Source organism: Streptomyces sp. IBSBF 2435, from assembly GCF_036815005.1.
Classification (GTDB): domain Bacteria; phylum Actinomycetota; class Actinomycetes; order Streptomycetales; family Streptomycetaceae; genus Actinacidiphila.
Genome location: NZ_JAJSYW010000025.1, coordinates 43,043 through 62,217, shown reverse-complemented (window position 1 = coordinate 62,217; position 19,175 = coordinate 43,043). Strand labels below are relative to the sequence as shown.

The following is a 19,175-nucleotide window of genomic DNA, read 5'->3' as shown; positions in this document are numbered from 1 at the left end:
GCCGGCCGGGGCGGGACATTTGTACTGGGGGGCCCGGGACAATCGGGTCTGCCCGGCCCGGAGGCCGAACCGTAGCGTCGGCGTCATGGAAACGACGGGGGCGGTGCGGTTCAGCGCCGTACGGAAGAGATTCGGCAGCGTCGAGGCGGTGGCAGGCCTCGACCTGGAAATCGCCCGGGGCGAAACCCTGGCACTGCTCGGGCGCAACGGCGCGGGCAAGTCGACCACGATCGCCCTGCTGCTCGGGCTGGACCACCCGGACGCGGGCGAGGTGCAACTGTTCGGCGCGGCACCGCGGGAGGCCGTGCGGGCGGGCCGGGTCGGCGCGATGCTCCAGGTCGGCCAGCCGATTCCCCGGACGACCGTCCAGGAGCTGGTCGGCTTCGTGGCCTCCACGTACCCGCACCCGATGCCGGTGCCCGAGGCACTCGCCCTGGCCGGGATCACCGAGTTGGCGGGCCGCCGGGTGGACCGGCTGTCCGGCGGCCAGGCCCAGCGGCTGCGCTTCGCGCTGGCCGTGGCCGGCGGCCCGGAACTGCTCGTGCTGGACGAGCCGACCGCCGCGCTCGACGTGGAGGCGCGGCGCGCGTTCTGGCGGTCGATGCGCGGCTACGCGTCCCGCGGCAACACCGTGCTGTTCTCGACGCACTACCTGGAGGAGGCGGACGGCAACGCCGACCGCATCGTCGTGCTCGACCGGGGCCGTACCGTCGCGGACGGCACGGGCGAGGCGATCAAGCGGCGGGTCGGCGCGACCCTGGTGTCGTTCGACCTGGCGGGCGGCGGCACCGAGGGGCTGCGCGGCCTGCCGGGAGTGACCGCCGTCGAGGTCCGCGGCGACCGCGCTGTGCTGCGCAGCGCCGACTCCGACGCGACGGTGATGGCGCTGGCCCGGACCGACCGGGTCCGCCGGCTCTCGGTGGCGCCGGCCAGCCTGGAGGACGCCTTCCTCACCCTGACCACCCACCCCGCGGCCACGGCCGCGGCACCCTACGAGGAGGCCGCGCGATGATCGGGTACGTACGCCTGGAGGTCCGCCGCACCCTGCGGGACACCGGTTTCATGATCGTCGGGGTGGCCACCCCGCTGCTGATGTACCTGCTGTTCACCAACCTCGGCGGCGGGGACAGCAGCCAGGACAAGATGGACTACGCCCGCTTCTCGATGATCGGCATGGCCGCGTACGGCGCGCTGGGCGCGGCCCTCGCGCTCGGGCCGGGCGTCGCGGAGGACAAGGCGCGCGGCTGGCTGCGGCAGTTGCGGGTCACCCCGCTGAGCCCGTTGCAGGTGGTGCTCGGGCGGGCGCTGACGGCCGGCGTCACCGTGCTGCCGGCGATCGTGACCGTCTTCACGGCGGGCGCGCTGGTCAACGGCGTACGCCTGGCGGTGTGGCAGTGGGCCGCGGCGGCGGGCCTGCTGTGGCTGGGCACGATCCCCTTCACCCTGCTGGGACTCGGCAACGGCTACGGCCTCACCGCCCAGACCACCGGTGTCGTGAGCATGGTCAGCATGATGGGGCTCTCGGTGATCGGCGGGCTGTGGATCCCGGTCGACGTCTTCCCCCGCTGGCTGGCCGCGATCTCCCGCTGGACGCCCACCAACCGCTTCGGTGACCTGGGCTGGAGCGTGCTCGACCACCGGGCACCCGGGCCGGGAACCGTGGGTGTGCTGGGCCTGTGGCTGGCCATTTTCGCCGGTTACGCTGTGCTCTCCTACCGGCGGAGCGCGCGAACCGTATGAGGGCGCCGACCCCCGGCGGGCGCACGACGGACGCAGCACCGACGGGGACGGGCACCGACATGGCGAAGACGAAGGATCAGGCCGGGCGGCAGTGCCGTAGGACGTGGTGGGGGCGCGGCCCGATGGAGTTCGAGCAGGAGATCGAACACCTCAAGGCACCGGACGGCGGCGCGCTGATCCCGTGGCTGCTGATGGTGATCGGCCCGGGCACGGATGTCGTCAAGGGCGAGGTGCCGGTCCCGTGGCTGGCGGCGTCGGGCCTGGCCGTCTTCTGCGTGCTGTACGTGTCCACGATCCGGTCGGCGTTCGGTGGGCGGCGGACCGGGCCGCTGCCGTTCCGGCTGCTGTGCGCGCTCGGGGCGGTCGCGCTGTCGCTGTCGCTGGGCTACGGCGGCAATTTCATGCTGCTGTTCGTCCTGGTCTCGCTGTGCGCGGGCTGCGTGACGAGGAGCCGCCGGCAGCTGGGGGCGACGCTGACCCTGCTCAGCGCCACCGCCGGCTGCGTGTCGGGGATGCACCACGGGGGCTTTTGGAGCACGGCGAGCCTGTCGTACGGCACGTTCCTGTCCGGCCTTGTCGTCTCGGTGATCATCACCCTCTTCCACGCGGTGGACCAGCTCAAGTCGACCCGGCAGGAGCTGGCGCGCAGCGCCGTCGCCGAGGAGCGGCTGCGCTTCTCCCGCGACCTGCACGACCTGCTCGGCCACACCCTGTCGGTGGTCGTGGTGAAGGCCGAGGCGGCCCGGCGGCTGGCCCCGCGCGATCTGGAGGCGGCGCTGACGCAGGTCGGCGACATCGAGTCGGTCGGCAGGCAGGCCCTCACCGAGATCCGCGAGGCGGTCACCGGCTACCGCGAGGGCAGCCTGTCCACGGAGCTGGACCGGGCGCGCTCGGCGCTGGCCGCCTCCGACATCGAGGTCGTGCTCCACGAGTCGGGCCCGCCGCTGCCCCCGCAGACCGAGGCGCTGCTCGGCTGGGTGGTACGCGAGGGGGTCACCAATGTCGTACGCCACAGCGGCGCGACGCTGACCCGGATAGAGCTGCACTCGGCCGACGGCCAGGCGCACTTGACGATCACCGACAACGGCCACGGCCCGGCCGCCGCGCCGTCCCCGGCGTCCCCGGCGTCAGGCGGTACTGCCACGCTCCGGTCCGCCCGCACCGGCACCGGGCTGCGCGGCCTGACCGAACGCCTGGCCGCCGCGGGCGGTTCGCTGACCTCGGGCGCCGCGGCCGCGGGCGGCTTCCGGGTCGCGGCGGTGCTCCCGGTGGGCGAGGACACGGCGGCCTGACGGCGTCACCCGGCCGGCCAGGCGGCCACGAGGTCGGCCGGGGAGTCCGGTCGCCGCTGCCCACCGCCTCCAGGACCCGGCGGGCCTGGTCGGGAGCCGGGAACTCGGCCATCAGCGCGGCCTCGGGCACTCCGAATCGATGAAGGCCATCGCGGGTGTGGCGTGCGGCCAGACGCGCAGAATGCCGGGCAGCCCGCCGGACACCAGGTGGGCGTCGATGGCGTCGGCGGCGTCCAGCCCCAGTGCGCGGCCGGTCTCGGCGGGATTGAGCGGGCCGAGGATCATGGTGTCGGCACGCCCGTAGAAGGGGCGGTCGTAAGCGGTGAGGCGCTCCATCATGTGCAGGTCGCTGCCGAGGAGCAGCAGCAGGACCGGCCGCCTGGCCAGCAGGCGGTCCCACGCGGTCTGCAGCGCGCCGTCGAAGAGGTCGTCCTGCTCGGCGAGCCAGGGCAGCTCGTCCATGACCACCACGCAGGGGCTGTCGGGCAGCACCGAGGCCAGCACCCGGAGGGCGTCGGGCCAGTCGGCCGATCCCGCGGCCGGGACCAGTTCGGGGTCGGTGGGCAGCCCGGACTCGCGCAGCTCCGCGAAGAACGCGCCCAGGGGCAGTTCGAGCCGCCGCAGCCGGCTCAGCTCGGCGTGGACGACCAGGTGTTCGTCGCCGCGTTCGTCCGGTCGCACGGTTCGATCAAGGAGATGGAGCGGATCTTCGGGGTGAGCTACCCGACGATCAAGGCCCGGCTGAAACGGATCGCCGAGCAGCTCGGCTTCGTCGACACCGACCCGGCGCCCACCGGCGCCGCCGACGTCGTCGACCGCCTGCGGCGGGGGGAGATCAGCGCCCAGGAGGCGCTGGCAGAACTGGAGGGGCCCCGGTGATCCCGCAGCTCGTGACAGTGCGCGTGCGCCGTTCCAACGGGCGCCGGCTGCGGCCGTACGTCCCGGTCCTGCCGGTGGCGCTGGTGCTGTCGCCGCTGCTGCTGCTCGCCGTGCTGGGCGCGGTGCCGCGTGCCTGGCCACCCGGGTGAGCCCGGTGGGCGCGCTGCGCGGCACGGGGCACGTGCTGTGGGCGCTGCCCGGCACCCGGTTCGAGATCGAGCAGGGCCGAACGGCCGTGCTGGTAAGCGTCAGATGCGCCGGATGAGCCGGAGAAGAAGAGGGGCAGCGATAAACGAGCAGCGGCGCCAGATCCTGGAGGTGCTGGCCGAGGGCAGGATCACCGCGGATGAGGCCGAGCGGCTGATCGACGCCGTGGGACGGGAGCAGCCCGAGCCGCCGCCGGGAGCCGCGTCCCGCGCGAAGTCCCGGCCCAAGTACCTGCGCGTGGTGGTGGACGCGGCGGACGACTCCGGCGGCGACGGACGCAGCCGGGTCAACATCCGGGTCCCACTGCAACTGCTGCGCGCCGGGGTCCGGTTCGCGAGCATCGTCCCGCCGCAGGCGCTCGCCAGGATCAATGCGGAGCTGGCCAGGACGGGGGTGCCGATCGACCTCACCGAGCTGAAGCCGCAGCACATCGAGGCGCTGATCGACCAGCTCGACGATGTGACCGTCGACGTCGACGACCCGAGTGCCAAGGTGCAGGCGTTCTGCGAGTGACACCGGCACGGCGCCGGCCGCCGGCCCGGACAGCAGGAACGGGCGGCCGTCGAGGCGGCGAACGCGGGCGCCGGCCGCCTTCCGCCCTGCCGGGGACGGGAGGACGGGTGGATCCGCCGTGGTCAGCGGCCCGTACGCTGGCGTCGTGACCGAGACACCGCAGGAGAACCGGCCGGGCGGACCGGTCAGAGTGCTGCTCGCCGAGGATCAGGGCATGATGCGGGGGGCGTTGGCGCTGCTGCTGGATCTGGAGGACGACATGGAGGTCGTCGCCCAGGTCGCGGCGGGGGATCGGATCGTGCCGGAGGCGCTGGCCGCGCGGCCGGATGTGGCGCTGCTCGACATCGAACTGCCGGGGCGCAGCGGGCTGGACGCGGCGGCGGAGCTGCGGCGGCGGCTGCCGGAGTGCCAGGTGCTGATTCTGACCACCTTCGGGCGGCCGGGTTATCTGCGGCGGGCGATGGAGGCGGGCGCGGCCGGGTTCCTGGTGAAAGACGGGCCGGTGGAGGAGCTGGCCGGGGCGATCAGGAGGGTGCTGCGCGGGGAGCGGGTGATCGACCCGGCGCTGGCCGCCGCGGCGCTCAGCGCGGGCCCGAGCCCGCTCACCCCGCGGGAGCAGGATGTGCTGAACGCCGCGGCGGACGGCGCCACGGTCGCCGACATCGCGGGCCGGCTGTTCCTGTCGGAGTCGACGGTACGCAACTACCTGTCGGCCGCGATCGGCAAGACCGGCACCCGCAACCGGATGGAGGCGGTGCGCACTGCCCGGCAGAACGGCTGGCTCTGACGCGTCAGCCGGCGGGGCGCGGGGCCGGCCTCGGCAGCAGCACCACCAGGCACGTACCGACCGCGAGGAAGCCCGCGCCGATCAGGAAGGCCAGGCCGTAGCCGGAGGCCAGCGCCTCTCCGCTGCCGGCGCCCGCGGACGTACGGGCCGCGATGCGGGAGGCGGCGGCCGTCGCGAGGACGGTCAGGCCCAGGGCGCCGCCCATTTGTCGCGAGGTGTTCAACAGGCCCGAGACCAGGCCCTGTTCGCCGCATCCGACGCCCGACATGGCCACCGCCGAGACCGGGGTGAGCAGCAGGCCCGCGCCGAGCATGGTGAGGATGCCGGGGCCGAGGATGATGCCGAGGAAGGTGCCGTCCGCGGTGATCCGGCTCTGCCAGACGATGCCGGCGACCGCGACCACCCCGCCGACGGCGCTGATCAGCCGGGCGTCGATCCGGTTCATCAGCCGGGGGGCGAGTTTGGAGCCGATGATGATCGCGATGGTGTGCGGGAGGAAGGACAGGCCCGCGCGGATCGGGCTGTAGTGCAGCACCTGTTGCATGTAGAGCGACAGGAAGTACCAGACGGAGAAGGTCGCGGCGCCCGCGGTGAAGAGCACGGTGTTGGCCGAGGCCACCGAGCGGATGGTGAACAGCCGCAAGGGGATGAGGGGTTGGGCGGTCCGCGCCTCGACCGCGGTGAACACGGCGAGCAGGGCGAGCCCGGCGATGAGCGGGCCGAGTGACACCGCCGAGGTCCAGCCGTGCGACTCGGTCTCGGCGATGCCGTAGGCGATGGCGGTGACGCCCGCGGTGACCAGGAGCGCGCCCGGGATGTCGAGCCGGCGGACGGTGGCGCCGCGGCTCTCGGTCAGCCACAGGGCCGCGCCGACCAGGACCAGCGCCCCGACCGGCACATTGACCAGCAGCACCCAGCGCCAGGACAGCAGGTCGGTGAGCAGCCCGCCGACCAGGCCGCCGGCCGCGCCGCCGCCGGCGCCCACCGCGGTCCAGGTGCCGATGGCCCGGGTCCGCTCGGGTCCTTCGGGGAAGGAGGTGGAGAGGATGGACAGCGTGGTCGGGGCGAGCACCGCGGCGCCGAGGCCCTGGACGGCGCGGGCGGTGATCAGCATCCACGGGCTCTGGGCGAGCCCGCCGGCCAGGCTGGCGGCGGTGAAGAGGCCGAGGCCGACCAGGAAGGTGCGCTTGCGGCCGAAGAGGTCGGCCGCCCGGCCGCCGAGCAGCAGGAAACCGGCGAAGGCGAGCGCGTACCCGTTGACCACCCACTGCTGGCCGGTCTCGCCGAAGCCGAGGGCGCCGCGCATCGAGGGCAGCGCGACATTGACCACCGACACGTCGAGCACGACGAGGAACTGGCCCGCGCACACCGCGAGCAGCACCGCCCAGGCGGGTGGCGCGGCGCGCTTGCGGCCGGCCGGGGTGCCGGAGGAGTCGGTCGGGGTGCGCTGTCCGAGGGTTTCGCTCACGGTGTCCATGCTGCCGTCACCGCTGCCGCCCGGCATCGGCATTTCGGCCTACGACCAGCGGCCCGGCGCGCGACGACCGCGTACCGGGTCCGTCCCGCCGGCCCGGAGTGCGCGCCGCCCGCCGCCCGCGCCCGGCGCCGCCCCGTGACCGGCCGCTTCGTAGGATGCCGGGATGACTGACGTGCTCGCGGCGTTCGAGGCCGCCAAGGGGTTCATGCCCGCCGACGAGGGCATGGCGCTCCACGAGGCGGCCGGCAGGGCCGCCGCGGACCTGGGGCTGCCGCTGCTGGAGGTCGGCACCTACTGCGGGCGGTCCACGATCCTGCTGGCGGACGCGGCCCGGCAGGCGGGCACGGTCGTGGTGACGGTGGACCACCACCGGGGCAGCGAGGAGCAGCAGCCCGGCTGGGAATACCACGACGCCTCGCTGGTGGACCCGCACACCGGCCTGATCGACACCGTGCCGCACTTCCGCCGCACCCTGCACGCGGCGGGCCTCGAAGAGCACGTGGTCGCGATGGTGGGGCGCTCGCCGCAGGTGGCGGCGCTGTGGACGCGGCCCTTCTGCCTGGTCTTCATCGACGGCGGGCACACGGACGAGCACGCGACCGCAGACTACGAGGGCTGGGCGCCCCGGGTCGCGGAGGGTGGGCTGCTGGCAATCCACGACGTCTTCGCGGACCCGGCGGACGGCGGCCAGGCGCCGTACCGCATCTACCGCCGCGCGCTCGAATCCGGCGCCTTCGTGCAGGAGTCGGCGACCCGCTCGCTCCAATTGTTGCGCAGAGTGACCGGAAGCGTCGTACGGTAGTACGGATTCCGGCATAAGGGCCGGTTCGCCGGGCGCGCTGCGAGGCGCGGAGCGGGGCCGATAGAGTCGCGGCGTGTTCAGCAACGACTCAGACCGGGGCGCTTGGAGTTGGTCGCTGTTCATCACGGCAGTCGTGATGGTCGCGGCCCTCGCCGGGGGCTGGTTCGTGTACGACGCGCGGCACCGTTCCGGCCCTGACACGGCGGCGGGCCGCGGCTCCCTGGCGACGGCGCACGGCGGCGGTTCCGGCGACTCCCCCGTGGCGGACGGTGACACCGGCGCGGGCGCCGGCGCGGCCGGCCGGGAACTGGCGGGCAGGACCGTCGTCATCGACCCCGGTCACAACAACGGCAACGCAGAACACACCGCGGCGATCAGCAGAACGGTCGACATCGGCACCAACCGCAAGGAGTGCGACACCACCGGCACCGAGACCAACGCCGGTTATCCGGAGGCCACTTACACGCTGGACGTCGCCCACAGGGTGCGGACGCTGCTGGAGGCGCGCGGCGCGAAGGTCGTCCTGACCTACGACGGCGACCGGCCCTACGGCCCGTGCGTGGACGAGCGGGCCAGGATCGGGAACGACGCGCACGCCGACGCGGCGCTGTCGATCCACGCGGACGGCGCGCCCGCGGACCGCCTCGGCTTCCATGTGATCGCGCCCAAGCCGGTGCACCAGGGCGCGGCGGACACCCGCGCCATCGCGGCGCCCTCGCTGCGGCTGGCGACCACCCTGCGGTCGCACTTCACCACGGCCACCGGCGAACCGCTGGCCAACTACCTCGGCGGCAAAGGGCTGACGATCCGCGACGACCTCGGCGGCCTCAACCTCTCGACCGTGCCGAAGGTCTTCATCGAGTGCGGCAACATGCGCAACGCGCACGACGCCGCCGCGTTGACGAACCCCGCCTGGCGGCAGCACGCTGCCCAGGGGATCGCCGACGGGCTCACCGCCTTCCTTGAAGGGAAGAGGTGACAGGGCTGTAGCAGTCCGGTATGGATCGTGCACCAATGCCCATACCAGGCCCCTTGGCCAGGATCACCCTCGTACCATGGGGCACCGCCCCGAGCGAACCAACTGACAAAGGACAGGACCTGACGTGAACATCCGCTCCCTGACCCGAGGAGACGGCGCGGTGATCGGAGCAGCGGTGCTGCTCCTGATCGCCTCGTTCCTGCCGTTCCTCAGCCTCGATTTCGAGGGCATGTCCGCCTCCAGGAATCTGTGGCACTCGGATTTCTTCCCGATCCTCCCCTCCGTGACGCTCGCGGCGCTCGTGGCGGCAGCCGCCGTGGTCCTGGCACGTTCCCCCCAGTTCGCCGGAAAGCAGCTGCTCGGGCTGTCGTTCGCGCAGTGGGCCGTGGCGCTGTCGCTCTTCGTCGGCTGGACCGCTGTGTGGTCGACGCTGTTCAACAACCCCGACCACTACAACAAGGGCGCGGGCAACTGGCTGACGCTGCTGTTCGGCCTGGTCATCGCGGTCGTCGCGCCGCTGTCGAACCGGCTGCCGGCGCTCAAGGCCCCGCTGGTGGGCGCCCCGGCCCCGGCCGCCCACCCGTACGCGGTGGGTGGCGCGGCTCCGTACGGTGCCGCGCCGCAGCAGGCGGGTTACGGCTACCCGGGCGGCGCGCAGTCCGTCGACCCGGCGTTCGGCCAGCAGCCGTACGGTGCGCAGCAGGCCGCGGCTCCGCAGCCGACGCCCACCGCCGCCGCGCCGGCGTCGTCCGACTTCACCGCGTTCTGGTTCGCAGTGCCGGTGCCGCGTCCGCTGTTCGCCGAGGACGGTTCGGGCTCGCAGATCGCCGAGCTGACCCCGGGCACCTGGTATCTGGCCGTCGACCAGCGCGGTGCCGCGCTGATCGCGCAGACCCAGGACGGCCGTCGCGGCCTGCTCCAGGACAGCAGCGGCATCCAGCGCGGCTGAACCGTCTCTGCACCGCACGGCGGCCGGCCACCCCTCACCGGGTGGCCGGCCGCCGTGCTGCCGGGGGGGTCAGCCGCTCTTGAGCTCATCGAGCGAGGGCACCTTGTCCTTGACGTCCGCGCCGGCGTTCTTGCCGGCCTCCTTCACCTTGTTGATGACGTCGTTGTAGCTGTTCACGGCGCTGCCGTCGCCCTTGCGCAGCTTGCCCGGCAGGTCCTTGAGCGCGCCGATGCCCGCGACGACCGGCGCCATGTACCTGCTCAGCGTGGGATCGCCCTGCGCGTTCTTGGCCGCGGCCTTGAGCCTGTTGTACGCGAAGGTGCCGGCCAGGCCCGCCTTGACCAGGGTGAGGGTGCGGCTCTTGGCGCCCTTCGTGAACGAGCCCTTGCGGTACGGCTTGACGACCCACTGGTAGACCGCCCCGGCGGCGAGCCCGGCGTTGGCCACGAAGCGGGTCTTGGCGAGCTTCTGCCGGCTCGGCGAGGCGGACGCGGTGATGTTGACCGCGCCGGTCGTACCGCTGCCCGAGGAGGAGCCTCCGCCGCAGGCCGGCAGGGCCAGCAGGGCGGCGGCGAGCAGCAGCGCGACAAGGGTCCTGCGCAGCGGAATGCCGGTCGGCACGGGGGACCTCCGGGGCGTATGGGAACGGTTGCGTCCTATGTCCTCGCAGCATCGCCCCGGTCCGTACACACGCGCGACCGGTGGGCGGCCGGACGGGTTTCAACCACCCGTTCGGGGCAAGGCGGCTGTCATGGCCAGACGGTATGGCGGCAACCCCGCCGCGGTGATCATTCTCATCGCCGCAGACATCGCTGCATTGATCCTCGTACTGTGGATCCTCTTCTTCGTCTTCGACGCCAACCGGGCGAACGACCTGGTCGACTGGGTGCACCACTCGGCCAATTGGTTGGCGGGCTGGTCGAAGGACCTCTTCACACCGGATAACGCGAAGTGGCGCACCGTACTCAACTACGGTCTGCCCGCGGTCGTCTACATGCTGATCGCGCATGCGATCGCGGGCCGGGTCAACAGGACGTGACGGCCTGGTGATCCCTCAGAGCCGGGGCGGACAGCAGCCGGGCGCAAGCCCGTTCGGCAGTCGCTCCGCCCCGAAGACGGCGGTGGTCGCCTCATCCCCCCCGAGCGCGGCCACCGCCAACAGCAGTGCCCCGGCCGTCCAGGTGGTGCGTTCCACCGGCCACATGGCGTCGTCGTCGAAGACGTAGCCGGTCCAGTACAGGCCGTCGTCGGCCCGCAGGCGCTGCATGTCGGCGAGCAGCCGCACCGCGCGGTCGGACTCCCCCACCGCCCACAGCGCGAGCGCGAGTTCCGCCGTCTCGCCGCCGGTCACCCAGGGGTTGGGCAGCACACAGCGCACCCCGAGCCCCGGCACCACGAAACGCGGCCAGCCCTCCTCGATCCGGGCCAGGGCGCGGGGGCCGCGCAGGGCGCCGGTGAGCACCGGGTAGTACCAGTCCATCGAGTAGCGGCTCTTGTCGAGGAAGCGCTCGGGATGCCGGCGGATCGCGTGCCCGAGCGCGCCGGTCGCCAACTCCCAGTCCGGCTGCGGCTCCTCGCGGTGCTCGGCGATCGCCAGGGCGCAGCGCAGTGCCTGGTGGATCGATGAACTCCCGGTCAGCAGCGCGTCGGTGACGACCGCGCCGCCCTTGTCCGCGGCCTCGCGCTTCCAGCCGATCTGCCCGCCCGGCTGCTGGAGCGCCAGCACGAATTCCACCGCGGCGGCGACGGCCGGCCAGATCCGCTCGATGAAGGCGTCGTCGCCGGTGGACAGATAGTGGTGCCAGGCGCCGACAGCCAGGTAGGCGCAGAAGTTGGACTCACGGGCGCGGTCGGTCGGCCGGGCCGGGTCACCGTCCTGGTAGGCGGCGAACCACCCGCCGTCGGCGTCCTGGTGGCGCACCAGCCACTCGTACGCGGCCTCGGCGGCGATGTGTTCGCCCGCCGCGTCCAGCGCCATGGCCGCCTCGATGTGGTCCCACGGGTCGAGGTGGTGGCCGGGGAACCACGGGATGGCGCCGTCCGGGCGCTGTACGGCCAGCACCGCGTCGACGGTCCGCGCGGCCTGCTCGGCGGTGAGCACCCCCGGGAGCGCCAGCCGTTCGATACCGCGCTGGTCACGGTCGGCCCGGGTCATTTGGCGGCGTCCCGCGGGACCTGCGGCAGCTGCGGCTTCGTCGCGTACGCCACGAAGCTCTTGCCGACCAGCGGGTTGAGCGCCTGCTCCGCGACCCTGGTGGCCAGCGGTTTCTTCATGATGTCCCACACCAGCAGCTTGTGGTAGAGCTTCACCGGCAGGGCCTGGTCGTTGTCGACGCCGAGCGCGCACTTGATCCACCAGTACGGAGCGTGCAGCCCGTGCGCGTGGTGGGTGCCGTACGGGCGCAGGCCCGCCTCCCGCATCCGGCCGAGCAGCTCGTCGGCCTTGTAGATGCGGATGTGGCCGCCCTCGACCTCGTGGTAGGCGTCGGACAGCGCCCAGCAGACCTTCTCCGGGCCGTAGCGCGGCACGGTGACCGCGATCCGGCCGCCTGGCCGCAGCACCCGGACCATCTCGGCGAGCACGCCCTTGTCGTCGGGGATGTGCTCCATCACCTCGGAGATGATGACGACGTCGAAGCTGTCGTCGGGGAAGGGCAGGTGATGGGCGTCGCCCTCCATGGCCGTCGCGGAGGCGCCGGCCGGGGCCTCGCCGGCCTCCCTCATGGCTGCGAACCAGCGGGCGACCTCGCGGATCTCCTCGCCGTTGCGGTCCAGGGCGACGACCCGCGCGCCGCGCCGGTAGCACTCGAAGGCGTGCCGGCCGCCGCCGCAGCCGAGGTCGAGCACGCGGTCGCCCGCGGCGATCGGGAAGCGGGTGAAGTCGACGGTCAGCATCAGCGGTTGCTCCCCACGGTACCGGTCGCCCCGGGGGCGTTGGCGTTTCCGGCCCCAGCCCCGGATTGCTCATCGACGGCACGTTCACGCCCTGGGAGGCGCCCCTCAACGGCACCCTCGCACTCCGGGCCGAGCCCTTCGGGTGCGCCCTCGCGCTCCGGGCCGAGCCCCGCCGGGGCGCGGGTCGCCACCGGCCCGGAGGGGCTGTCGCTGTCGTGTCCTGACCACCGGCCGGTGGGCGGTTGCCCGCACAGTGGCCCGCGCCCCTGTGGGGCACCTCCCGCCGCGCGGACAGCGCCCCCCTGATCGGGCCGGCCCCGGTGGGCCTGGCTCGCGATCGCCTCGCGGTAGAGCGTCGCGGTCTCGGCCGCCGCGCGGGTCCAGGTGAAACGGGACAGGACACGGGCGCGGCCCGCCGCGGCCAGGCGGCGGCGCAGGGACGGATCGCCGAGCGCCAGCTCCAGCGCCGCGGCCAGCGCGCCCGCGTCGCCCGGGGGCACCGCGAGGCAGGTCTCCCCGTCGGGTCCCGCGACCTCGGGTACGGCACCGCCGGTGGTGGCGACCAGCGCCGTGCCCGTCGCCATCGCCTCCGCCGCGGGCAGCGAGAACCCCTCGTAGAGCGACGGCACGCACGCCACCTCGGCGCTGCGGATCAGATCGACCAGTTCGGCGTCGCTGATGCCCTTGACGAAGTCGACGGCGTCCGCGAGGCCGAAGTCGTCGATCGCCTCGGCGACCGGTCCGCTCTCGGGCCGGTTGCCGACCACGACCAGATGCGCGGCCGGGTGCTGCACCCGGACCTTGGCCAGCGCCTCGACCAGGAAGACCAGGCCCTTGAGCGGCACATCGGCGCTCGACGTGGTCACGATGCGGCCCGGCACCTCGGGCACCGCCGGGTCGGGCGAGAACAGCCGGGTGTCGGCGCCGATCGGCACGGTGTGGACCCGCTCGGGGCGCACTCCGAGGTCCGCGCTGATCTCGGCGCTGGAGGAGCCCGACACGGTGAGCACCGAAGGCAGCCGCACGGCCACCCGCCTCTGCATGCGCGTGAAGCCGTACCAGCGGCGTATGGACACCCGGCGCTTCCAGCCGGCCGCCGCCGCCAGGTCGAGCCGGCGGTCCACGGTGATCGGGTGGTGCACGGTGGTGACCAGCGGCAGCCCGAGGCCGAGCAGCCCGTAGCCGAGCGTCTGGTTGTCGTGGACGACGTCGAAGTCGGCGCGGCGCGCGGCCAGGTGCCGCCTGGCCCGCAGGCTGAACGTCAGCGGCTCGGGAAAGCCGCCGGTCCACATCGTCGCGACTTCGAGCAGGTCGATCCAGTCGCGGTATTCGCCGCGCCTGGGCGTACGGAACGGGTCCGGCTGCCGGTAGAGGTCGAGGCTGGGCAGCTCGGTGAGGGTGACGCCGTCACCGACCGCGTCCAGGACGGGATACGGCTGCGCGCCGATCACCTCGACGCTGTGGCCGAGTGCCGCCAGCTCGCGGGAGAGGTGCCGGACGTAGACGCCCTGGCCGCCGCAGTAGGGGTTGCCTTTGTAGCTGAGCAGCGCGACCCGTAGCGGCCTGGCCTCTGCCGTCACTTCCCGGCCCCCTTCACAGCGATAGAGCCGGAGCGTAACCGGTCGCGCTAATCTAGAACAAGTTTCAGACTCGATGGTACAGAAGGCGAGTCCACCGGCAACCGGACGGGTCCACTGGCCTGGTACGGCATGCGCGCCGGTGCCGCGTGTGCCGGATGGAAGGACGTATGGGCCGCATCACCGCTTTGACCGTACGGCAGGAGGCCAGGCGGCGGAGCATCCTGGACGCCAGCACCCGGCTCGCCGCCGGCGGCGGCTTCGACGCGGTCCAGATGCGGGAGGTCGCCGAGGAGTCCGGAGTGGCGCTCGGCACGCTCTACCGCTACTTCCCCTCCAAGGTCCATCTGCTGGTCGCCGTCATGCAGGACCAGCTCGGACAGCTCCACGACACGCTCCGCGACCGCCCGCCGACCGCTCCGACGCCGGGCGAGCGGGTCGCCGAGACGCTGCTGCGCGCCTTCCGCGCGCTACAGCGCGAACCGCTGCTCGCCGACGCGATGGTGCGGGCGCTGATCTTCGCGGACCGGTCGGTCCGCGCGGAGGTGGACACCGTCTCGGTGCTCACCCGGGCGATCATCCTCGACGCGATGCGGCTCGGCGGCGAGCCGTCAGCCGGGTGCGTCTCAGCCGTCCGGGTGGTCGAGCACACCTGGCATGCCGCCCTGGTCAGCTGGCTGGCCGCGCGAGCGCCTGTGGAGCAGGTGCGCGAGGACATCCGCACGGTGTGCCGGCTGATCCCCGAGGACGCCCCGGCGTCCTGACCGGCCGCGGTGGGCACGGCTATCGGCCGCGAGGGGCGGTCCGACGACCGCCGACGACCGCAGAGCGCAGCCGAACCGCCGCGCGGGCCGCCCGAACAGCGGCGGGAGACCGCGCATTCGGTGGCGGTCGCGCGCCCTCGTGCGCGCCGAACCGCCCCTCGACTGCCTCAGAACGACCGGAATCCGGGTCTTGTCGGACATCTGCCCGGGGTAGTTCTCAGTCGCGTTCTTCCGGAGATCCGGTGCGACGAGGTGATGCGAGGGGAAGTCGAGTGATACGCGTACTGGTGGCCCATGACACCTGTCTGCTGCGGTCCGCGCTTGCGGCGCTGCTGGGCGGGGAGCCGGACTTCGAGGTGACGGCCACCGGGTGGCGTCTGCTGCGCGATCCCGGCCGCTTCCCCGGCCCGCACGTGTGTGTGGTCGACGCCGACTGCCCCGGCTGGCGCCGGCACACCGAGCGGGCCGGGGTCGGCCCGTCCGGCGGCGCCGGGACCGCCGCGGACGGGTGTGCCCTGGTCGTCCTCACCAACAGCGGCAGACCCGGCAATCTGCGGCGGGCGTACGCCGCCGACGCGCTCGGCTTCGTGAACAAGGACCGCTCGGCGGACCGGCTGCCCACCGCGATCCGCCAGGCCGCCCAGGGGAAACGGTTCGTCGACGAATCCCTGGCCGTGGAATTCCTCCAGGCCGCCGACATGCCGCTGACCCCGCGCGAACTGACCGTGCTGTCGCTCAGCGCGGAAGGCGCCTCCGTCACGGAGATCGCCCGCAGCCTGCACCTGTGCAACGGCACCGTGCGCAACTACCTGGCCGCCATCACCCGCAAGACGGGCGCGCGCAACCGGGTGGACGCCATCCGCATCTCCCGCTTCGCGGGCTGGGTGTAGGGCCCGGCGGGCGCAGGGGGCGGGACGCACCATTCCGGCGGGCGCGGTGAAGGGGCGTCCGGCCGCCGCCGGCCTGTACGGCTTCCGCGGGCTGCGGGCGGCGCACGACGTCGAGGCCTTGCGGTCCGCGACCCGCCGTTTCCGCCGTCCGGTGGCCGGCCGGCTCGGCCTGGCCTCCGTACGGTTGGCAGCCGAGGACGATCCCGGCCGCGGTGCGGTGGCGCGTTTTCCTGAACCCGGTTCGCTGTCGCAGGAGCGGCTGCACCGGCTTGTGGGGCGGGCAGTGCCGGGCTCGTTGCGCCGGACGTCGCCGCTGGCACGTACCCCTGTCAACAACCATGCACGATAAGGGAGTTGACTGTTCATGTACGCATGCCCCGATGAACCATATGGGGCAATAGTGCCCCTCTGCAACCTTGTCGCCGAAATTTCCAGAAACGATCTGGACCCGGGGTGAGCGGAACGGCACACTCGAACCAGCACCAAGAAGGGACACCATGCCGCTCAGAAGCACCGCAACCGCCCGTCAGGAGCGCCTCGGTGCGGAGCTACGGAAAATGCGCGAGGCATCCGGTATCACGGCCCGCGACACCGCCCGTCTGCTCGGCACCGATCCGGCCAAGGTCAGTCACATCGAGGCCGGGCGGCTCGGGGTCAGCGAGGAGCGGCTGCGGCGCCTCGCGTCGTTCTACGAATGCGGCGACACCGAACTGATCGACGCCCTGGTCGTGATGGCCAACGGCCTGGGCCGCAAGGGCTGGTGGGAGGCCTACCGCGGGGTCGTGCCCGCCGCGCTGCTGGACATCGCCGAGCTGGAATTCCACGCCGTCCATCTGCGCACCATCCAGATCACCCACATCCCCGGGGTGTTCCAGACCGAGGACTACACCCGCACGGTCTTCGGCTACGCGATCCCGCCGCTGCCACCGGGCGAGTTGGAGGCCAGGGTCGCCCAGCGCATGGAGCGCTCCGGGGTGCTCTACCGCGAGTCCGCGACACCGTACGAGGCGCTGATCCACGAGGCGGCGCTGCGGATGCGGTTCGGCGGCGGCAAGGTGGCCCGCGCCCAGCTCGAACACCTCCAGGAGCTGAGCCACCTGCCGCACATAAGCGTCAGGGTCATCCCGTTCGCCGCGGACGGCCATATCGGATCCGGCCACGCGATGCTGTACACCAGCGGCACGGTCCGCGCGCTCGATACGGTGCAGATCGACTCCGCGCACGGCGTCACTTTTCTGCACGCGGCACCACAGCTGGCGAACTACCGCATTCTGTACAACACCCTCGCCGCGGTCGCGCTCGACGAGTCCCAGTCGCGGGACTTCATCCTCAGCGCCTCCAGAGACCTCTGAGACCGGAAGGCCAGCCGATGACCGCGCCGCCGCTGATCTGGCAGAAGTCCACGTTTTCGCAGGAGCAGGGCGACTGTGTGGAACTGGCCGTCACGGCCGGGGGTGCGGTGCTGCTACGGGAGAGCGACGACCCGGGCGTCGTGCTCTCCACCTCGCCGTCGGCCCTGGCCCGCTTCCTCCAGGCGATCAAACACGGCGCCGCCGGCTCATGACCTCCGGCGGCGGCCCGGGACGTGCGGCCTCAGGCCGCACGTCAGGGCGGGGGCTCCCCCGCTCCTCCGCCCATGAAGGCCTCGGCCCCATGCCCCGCGCCACCGCGCGCCGCCCTGACGGCACCGGTTGCCGCGCTCGCGGACACCGCACAGGCGTGGGGGGGGGGGGGGGGGGGGGGGGGGGGGGGGGGGGGGGGGGGGGGGGGGGGGGGGGGGNCCCCCCCCCCCCCCCCCCCCCCCCCCCCCCCCCCCCCCCCCCCCCCCCCCCCCCCCCCCCCCCCCCCCCCCCCCCCCCCCCCCCCCCCCCCCCCCCCCCCACGCCGTCGACGAGTGCACACGGGATGTGCGGGACGTGGGTCAGATGGTGAGGAGGTGCGAGGCCAGGTCGCGGTAGTGGGTGAGTGCGACCCTCAGCTCCTCGGTGTCCGCACCGTCCTTGCACTCCTTCCGCAGCCCGTCCCTGCGGGCCTCGACGGTCCGCGTGAGGCGGGTGATGGCCTCCTCCAGCACGGAGTCGGCCTCCCGCACCGCCCGGCGCGGGTCGTCCACGAAGCCGCCGATCGCGTGCTCCATCTTGCGCCCGAGCTTCCCGGGGTCGTCCTCGCCGGGAGCCGCGCCATTGGCGCGGGCGGACTCGGAGCCGGCCTTCTGCCCGTGGTCGGAGCCGAGCTTGGCGGTGTGCTCGGAAGCACGGTCGGAAGCACGGTCGGACGTGCTCTCGGAGGCACGGTCCGAAGCGCGGTCCGAACCGGCCTTGGCGGCGTACTCCTGGGTGGACTTCCGGGCGTTGTCCTGGGTGGACCGCTGGCCGGACTCGGCAGCCGTCCGCTGGGCGTCGCCCAGCGTGGAGCGCTGCCCCGGCTCGGAGGCCGCCTTCTGCGCGCTGTCCTGGGTGGACCGCCGGCCCGGCTCGGAGGTCGCCCTCTGCCCGGACTCGGACGCCGTCCTGGACGCCTGCTCAGGGGTGGCTTTCTGCGCCTGGTCGGAGCCCGACACGGACCCGGTGCTCTCCTGCGCGGCCTTCGGGCCGGGCTCGGGAACTACCTTCTGCCCGCGCTCGGGAACCGCCGTGGTGGCGTCCCCGGAGGTGGCCCTGGCGGCGCGCTCGCCGCCCGGCTCGTCCGGCTCGGGGACTCTGGACCGCTCGGCCGATGCTGACTCGCTCACTGCTCTTCCTCCGTCCGCCCGCGCCCCGTGAGGGCGGCAAGCCGCTTGCCCCGTACCTGCTTGGTCTCGTCCTGTGCCGGGACCGACTCCGCGTCCGGCTCCGCATCCGCCGTGTCGGCGGTCTCCAACTCGGCGGCGCGGCGCGTGCCGCGACCGCCGCCCTGCAGCAATTCGTCGAAAAGCCCGCGCGCGGAGACCAGCGCCGTGCGCAGGTCCTCCGTGCCGTGCCGGCCGTCACCGGTGACAGCTGCGTGCGCCTCCCGGTAGCCGTGCACGTGGTGCGGGTGGTGCACCGACAGCGCGTCGACGTGCTCGGCGGTGTTCGCCGCCGGGTAGCCGCGCTCGGCGGCGAGCTGGCCGATCAGTTGGTCGGCCTCGGTGAGCGCCGCGCTCGGGTCGTCCACGAACTGGGCCTTGACCGCGTTCCACCGTGCCGCGTACCGTTCCTGGGCCTCGGCGGGCAGGGCCCGCGTCTCCAGGTCGCCGTACCGCTTGACGCGCTCGGCGAGTTCGCGCCGGGTGGCACGGATGTCGCCGTCGTTGCGCGCCAGTGTCCATTCGTACTCGGGCCCGAAGCGGCGCTTGAGCCCAGGGCCTCCCGCGCCGTCGCGCTTCATCATCACGACCGCGACAATCGCGATCACGATGATGACTGCCGCCACGACAGCGACAATCGCTCCTGTGGACATGTCC

Annotated in this window: 24 protein-coding genes; 16 read left to right on the top strand and 8 right to left on the bottom strand. The window is 73.2% G+C overall.

The genetic code is table 11. From position 1 onward, the window contains the following. The first annotated feature begins 85 nt into the window (after positions 1–85). From V7E46_RS07550 to V7E46_RS07540, 3 genes are read left to right on the top strand one after another with little or no spacing between them, the layout of a single operon-like run. Positions 86–1,012 carry an ABC transporter ATP-binding protein gene (locus V7E46_RS07550; protein ID WP_333767681.1) on the top strand — a complete coding sequence of 309 codons (927 nt, stop codon included), beginning with the start codon at positions 86–88 and terminating at the stop codon, positions 1,010–1,012. Beyond that, positions 1,009–1,740: an ABC transporter permease gene (locus V7E46_RS07545; protein ID WP_333767680.1), complete on the top strand. Its 732-nt coding sequence runs from the start codon at positions 1,009–1,011 to the stop codon at positions 1,738–1,740. The genes V7E46_RS07550 and V7E46_RS07545 overlap by 4 nt, the downstream gene beginning before the upstream one ends. Positions 1,741–1,799: 59 nt before the next feature. Continuing rightward, positions 1,800–3,032, top strand: coding sequence for a sensor histidine kinase (locus V7E46_RS07540; protein ID WP_333767679.1), 1,233 nt, complete (start codon positions 1,800–1,802; stop codon positions 3,030–3,032). Between the two features lie 111 nt (positions 3,033–3,143). Here the strand turns inward: V7E46_RS07540 and V7E46_RS07535 are convergent, their stop codons facing one another. Then, on the bottom strand, positions 3,144–3,713 hold the full coding sequence (locus tag V7E46_RS07535; RefSeq protein WP_333767678.1) for an AAA family ATPase: 570 nt from the start codon (positions 3,711–3,713) through the stop codon (positions 3,144–3,146). A gap of 15 nt (positions 3,714–3,728) precedes the next feature. Here V7E46_RS07535 and V7E46_RS07530 point away from each other — a divergent pair, with 15 nt between their 5' ends. The 4 genes from V7E46_RS07530 (at position 3,729) to V7E46_RS07515 (ending at position 5,418) form a co-directional block, all read left to right on the top strand. Then, positions 3,729–3,911 carry a hypothetical protein gene (locus V7E46_RS07530; protein WP_443054064.1) on the top strand — a complete coding sequence of 61 codons (183 nt, stop codon included), beginning with the start codon at positions 3,729–3,731 and terminating at the stop codon, positions 3,909–3,911. Positions 3,912–3,922: 11 nt separating this feature from the next. Next, positions 3,923–4,060, top strand: coding sequence for a hypothetical protein (locus tag V7E46_RS07525; protein WP_333767676.1), 138 nt, complete (start codon positions 3,923–3,925; stop codon positions 4,058–4,060). 112 nt (positions 4,061–4,172) lie between these two features. After that, the gene (locus V7E46_RS07520; RefSeq protein WP_333767675.1) at positions 4,173–4,631 is read left to right on the top strand and encodes an SHOCT-like domain-containing protein; all 459 of its coding nucleotides are present in this window, start codon (positions 4,173–4,175) and stop codon (positions 4,629–4,631) included. 145 nt (positions 4,632–4,776) lie between these two features. Then, positions 4,777–5,418, top strand: coding sequence for a response regulator transcription factor (locus V7E46_RS07515; protein WP_333767674.1), 642 nt, complete (start codon positions 4,777–4,779; stop codon positions 5,416–5,418). 4 nt (positions 5,419–5,422) lie between these two features. Here the strand turns inward: V7E46_RS07515 and V7E46_RS07510 are convergent, their stop codons facing one another. Further along, entirely contained in the window at positions 5,423–6,895 is a 1,473-nt protein-coding gene (locus V7E46_RS07510) for an MFS transporter (RefSeq protein ID WP_443054063.1), read from the bottom strand. 163 nt (positions 6,896–7,058) lie between these two features. Between V7E46_RS07510 and V7E46_RS07505 the strand changes: the two genes are divergently transcribed. The 3 genes from V7E46_RS07505 to V7E46_RS07495 all read left to right on the top strand — a co-directional run bounded on the left by V7E46_RS07505 (position 7,059) and on the right by V7E46_RS07495 (position 9,625). Then, complete coding sequence (locus V7E46_RS07505) at positions 7,059–7,697, top strand: class I SAM-dependent methyltransferase (protein WP_333767672.1); 639 nt, start codon at positions 7,059–7,061, stop codon at positions 7,695–7,697. Positions 7,698–7,833: 136 nt separating this feature from the next. Beyond that, positions 7,834–8,676, top strand: a complete 843-nt coding sequence (locus V7E46_RS07500) for an N-acetylmuramoyl-L-alanine amidase (protein WP_443054066.1) — start codon at positions 7,834–7,836, stop codon at positions 8,674–8,676. Between the two features lie 124 nt (positions 8,677–8,800). Then, positions 8,801–9,625: a hypothetical protein gene (locus V7E46_RS07495; RefSeq protein WP_329179359.1), complete on the top strand. Its 825-nt coding sequence runs from the start codon at positions 8,801–8,803 to the stop codon at positions 9,623–9,625. 69 nt (positions 9,626–9,694) lie between these two features. On the opposite strand, the gene V7E46_RS07490 is transcribed toward V7E46_RS07495, so the two are convergent. After that, positions 9,695–10,246, bottom strand: a complete 552-nt coding sequence (locus tag V7E46_RS07490) for a hypothetical protein (RefSeq protein ID WP_333767670.1) — start codon at positions 10,244–10,246, stop codon at positions 9,695–9,697. Between the two features lie 130 nt (positions 10,247–10,376). Here V7E46_RS07490 and V7E46_RS07485 point away from each other — a divergent pair, with 130 nt between their 5' ends. Next, positions 10,377–10,664 carry a hypothetical protein gene (locus V7E46_RS07485; RefSeq protein WP_329179356.1) on the top strand — a complete coding sequence of 96 codons (288 nt, stop codon included), beginning with the start codon at positions 10,377–10,379 and terminating at the stop codon, positions 10,662–10,664. A 15-nt stretch (positions 10,665–10,679) separates the two neighbouring features. On the opposite strand, the gene V7E46_RS07480 is transcribed toward V7E46_RS07485, so the two are convergent. From V7E46_RS07480 to V7E46_RS07470, 3 genes are read right to left on the bottom strand one after another with little or no spacing between them, the layout of a single operon-like run. Next, positions 10,680–11,780: a prenyltransferase gene (locus V7E46_RS07480; RefSeq protein ID WP_333767669.1), complete on the bottom strand. Its 1,101-nt coding sequence runs from the start codon at positions 11,778–11,780 to the stop codon at positions 10,680–10,682. After that, a complete protein-coding gene (locus V7E46_RS07475) occupies positions 11,777–12,520 on the bottom strand; it encodes a class I SAM-dependent methyltransferase (RefSeq protein WP_333767668.1) in 744 nt (247 codons plus the stop codon). The genes V7E46_RS07480 and V7E46_RS07475 overlap by 4 nt, the downstream gene beginning before the upstream one ends. After that, a complete protein-coding gene (locus V7E46_RS07470; RefSeq protein WP_333767667.1) occupies positions 12,520–14,100 on the bottom strand; it encodes a glycosyltransferase family 4 protein in 1,581 nt (526 codons plus the stop codon). Before V7E46_RS07470 ends, V7E46_RS07475 begins: the two co-directional genes overlap by 1 nt. Before the next feature lie 167 nt (positions 14,101–14,267). Here V7E46_RS07470 and V7E46_RS07465 point away from each other — a divergent pair, with 167 nt between their 5' ends. The 5 genes from V7E46_RS07465 to V7E46_RS07450 all read left to right on the top strand — a co-directional run bounded on the left by V7E46_RS07465 (position 14,268) and on the right by V7E46_RS07450 (position 17,315). Continuing rightward, positions 14,268–14,861 (top strand): TetR family transcriptional regulator, encoded by a 594-nt coding sequence (locus tag V7E46_RS07465; protein WP_333767666.1) that lies wholly within the window; start codon positions 14,268–14,270, stop codon positions 14,859–14,861. Between the two features lie 272 nt (positions 14,862–15,133). Further along, positions 15,134–15,751 carry a response regulator transcription factor gene (locus V7E46_RS07460; protein ID WP_333767665.1) on the top strand — a complete coding sequence of 206 codons (618 nt, stop codon included), beginning with the start codon at positions 15,134–15,136 and terminating at the stop codon, positions 15,749–15,751. Between the two features lie 46 nt (positions 15,752–15,797). Beyond that, positions 15,798–16,100, top strand: coding sequence for an MmyB family transcriptional regulator (locus V7E46_RS33845; RefSeq protein WP_443054060.1), 303 nt, complete (start codon positions 15,798–15,800; stop codon positions 16,098–16,100). 148 nt (positions 16,101–16,248) lie between these two features. Next, on the top strand, positions 16,249–17,103 hold the full coding sequence (locus tag V7E46_RS07455; protein WP_329179343.1) for a helix-turn-helix domain-containing protein: 855 nt from the start codon (positions 16,249–16,251) through the stop codon (positions 17,101–17,103). Positions 17,104–17,120: 17 nt separating this feature from the next. Further along, the gene (locus V7E46_RS07450; RefSeq protein ID WP_329179341.1) at positions 17,121–17,315 is read left to right on the top strand and encodes a DUF397 domain-containing protein; all 195 of its coding nucleotides are present in this window, start codon (positions 17,121–17,123) and stop codon (positions 17,313–17,315) included. 357 nt (positions 17,316–17,672) lie between these two features. On the opposite strand, the gene V7E46_RS07445 is transcribed toward V7E46_RS07450, so the two are convergent. Then, positions 17,673–18,482: a hypothetical protein gene (locus tag V7E46_RS07445; protein WP_333767664.1), complete on the bottom strand. Its 810-nt coding sequence runs from the start codon at positions 18,480–18,482 to the stop codon at positions 17,673–17,675. Then, positions 18,479–19,171, bottom strand: a complete 693-nt coding sequence (locus V7E46_RS07440) for a hypothetical protein (protein WP_333767663.1) — start codon at positions 19,169–19,171, stop codon at positions 18,479–18,481. Before V7E46_RS07440 ends, V7E46_RS07445 begins: the two co-directional genes overlap by 4 nt. Positions 19,172–19,175: the final 4 nt, after the last annotated feature.

What these genes read in the sequence shown, in the direction of transcription:
- V7E46_RS07480 (WP_333767669.1), bottom strand. Translation starts at nt 11,780, where the DNA reads ATGACCCGGGCCGACCGTGACCAGCGCGGTATCGAACGGCTGGCGCTC.
- V7E46_RS07545 (WP_333767680.1), top strand. Translation starts at nt 1,009, where the DNA reads ATGATCGGGTACGTACGCCTGGAGGTCCGCCGCACCCTGCGGGACACC.
- V7E46_RS07550 (WP_333767681.1), top strand. Translation starts at nt 86, where the DNA reads ATGGAAACGACGGGGGCGGTGCGGTTCAGCGCCGTACGGAAGAGATTC.
- V7E46_RS07465 (WP_333767666.1), top strand. Translation starts at nt 14,268, where the DNA reads ATGGGCCGCATCACCGCTTTGACCGTACGGCAGGAGGCCAGGCGGCGG.
- V7E46_RS07510 (WP_443054063.1), bottom strand. Translation starts at nt 6,895, where the DNA reads ATGGACACCGTGAGCGAAACCCTCGGACAGCGCACCCCGACCGACTCC.
- V7E46_RS07485 (WP_329179356.1), top strand. Translation starts at nt 10,377, where the DNA reads ATGGCCAGACGGTATGGCGGCAACCCCGCCGCGGTGATCATTCTCATC.
- V7E46_RS07505 (WP_333767672.1), top strand. Translation starts at nt 7,059, where the DNA reads ATGACTGACGTGCTCGCGGCGTTCGAGGCCGCCAAGGGGTTCATGCCC.
- V7E46_RS07500 (WP_443054066.1), top strand. Translation starts at nt 7,834, where the DNA reads ATGGTCGCGGCCCTCGCCGGGGGCTGGTTCGTGTACGACGCGCGGCAC.
- V7E46_RS07520 (WP_333767675.1), top strand. Translation starts at nt 4,173, where the DNA reads ATGAGCCGGAGAAGAAGAGGGGCAGCGATAAACGAGCAGCGGCGCCAG.
- V7E46_RS07540 (WP_333767679.1), top strand. Translation starts at nt 1,800, where the DNA reads ATGGCGAAGACGAAGGATCAGGCCGGGCGGCAGTGCCGTAGGACGTGG.
- V7E46_RS07440 (WP_333767663.1), bottom strand. Translation starts at nt 19,171, where the DNA reads ATGTCCACAGGAGCGATTGTCGCTGTCGTGGCGGCAGTCATCATCGTG.
- V7E46_RS07450 (WP_329179341.1), top strand. Translation starts at nt 17,121, where the DNA reads ATGACCGCGCCGCCGCTGATCTGGCAGAAGTCCACGTTTTCGCAGGAG.
- V7E46_RS07530 (WP_443054064.1), top strand. Translation starts at nt 3,729, where the DNA reads ATGGAGCGGATCTTCGGGGTGAGCTACCCGACGATCAAGGCCCGGCTG.
- V7E46_RS07475 (WP_333767668.1), bottom strand. Translation starts at nt 12,520, where the DNA reads ATGCTGACCGTCGACTTCACCCGCTTCCCGATCGCCGCGGGCGACCGC.
- V7E46_RS07455 (WP_329179343.1), top strand. Translation starts at nt 16,249, where the DNA reads ATGCCGCTCAGAAGCACCGCAACCGCCCGTCAGGAGCGCCTCGGTGCG.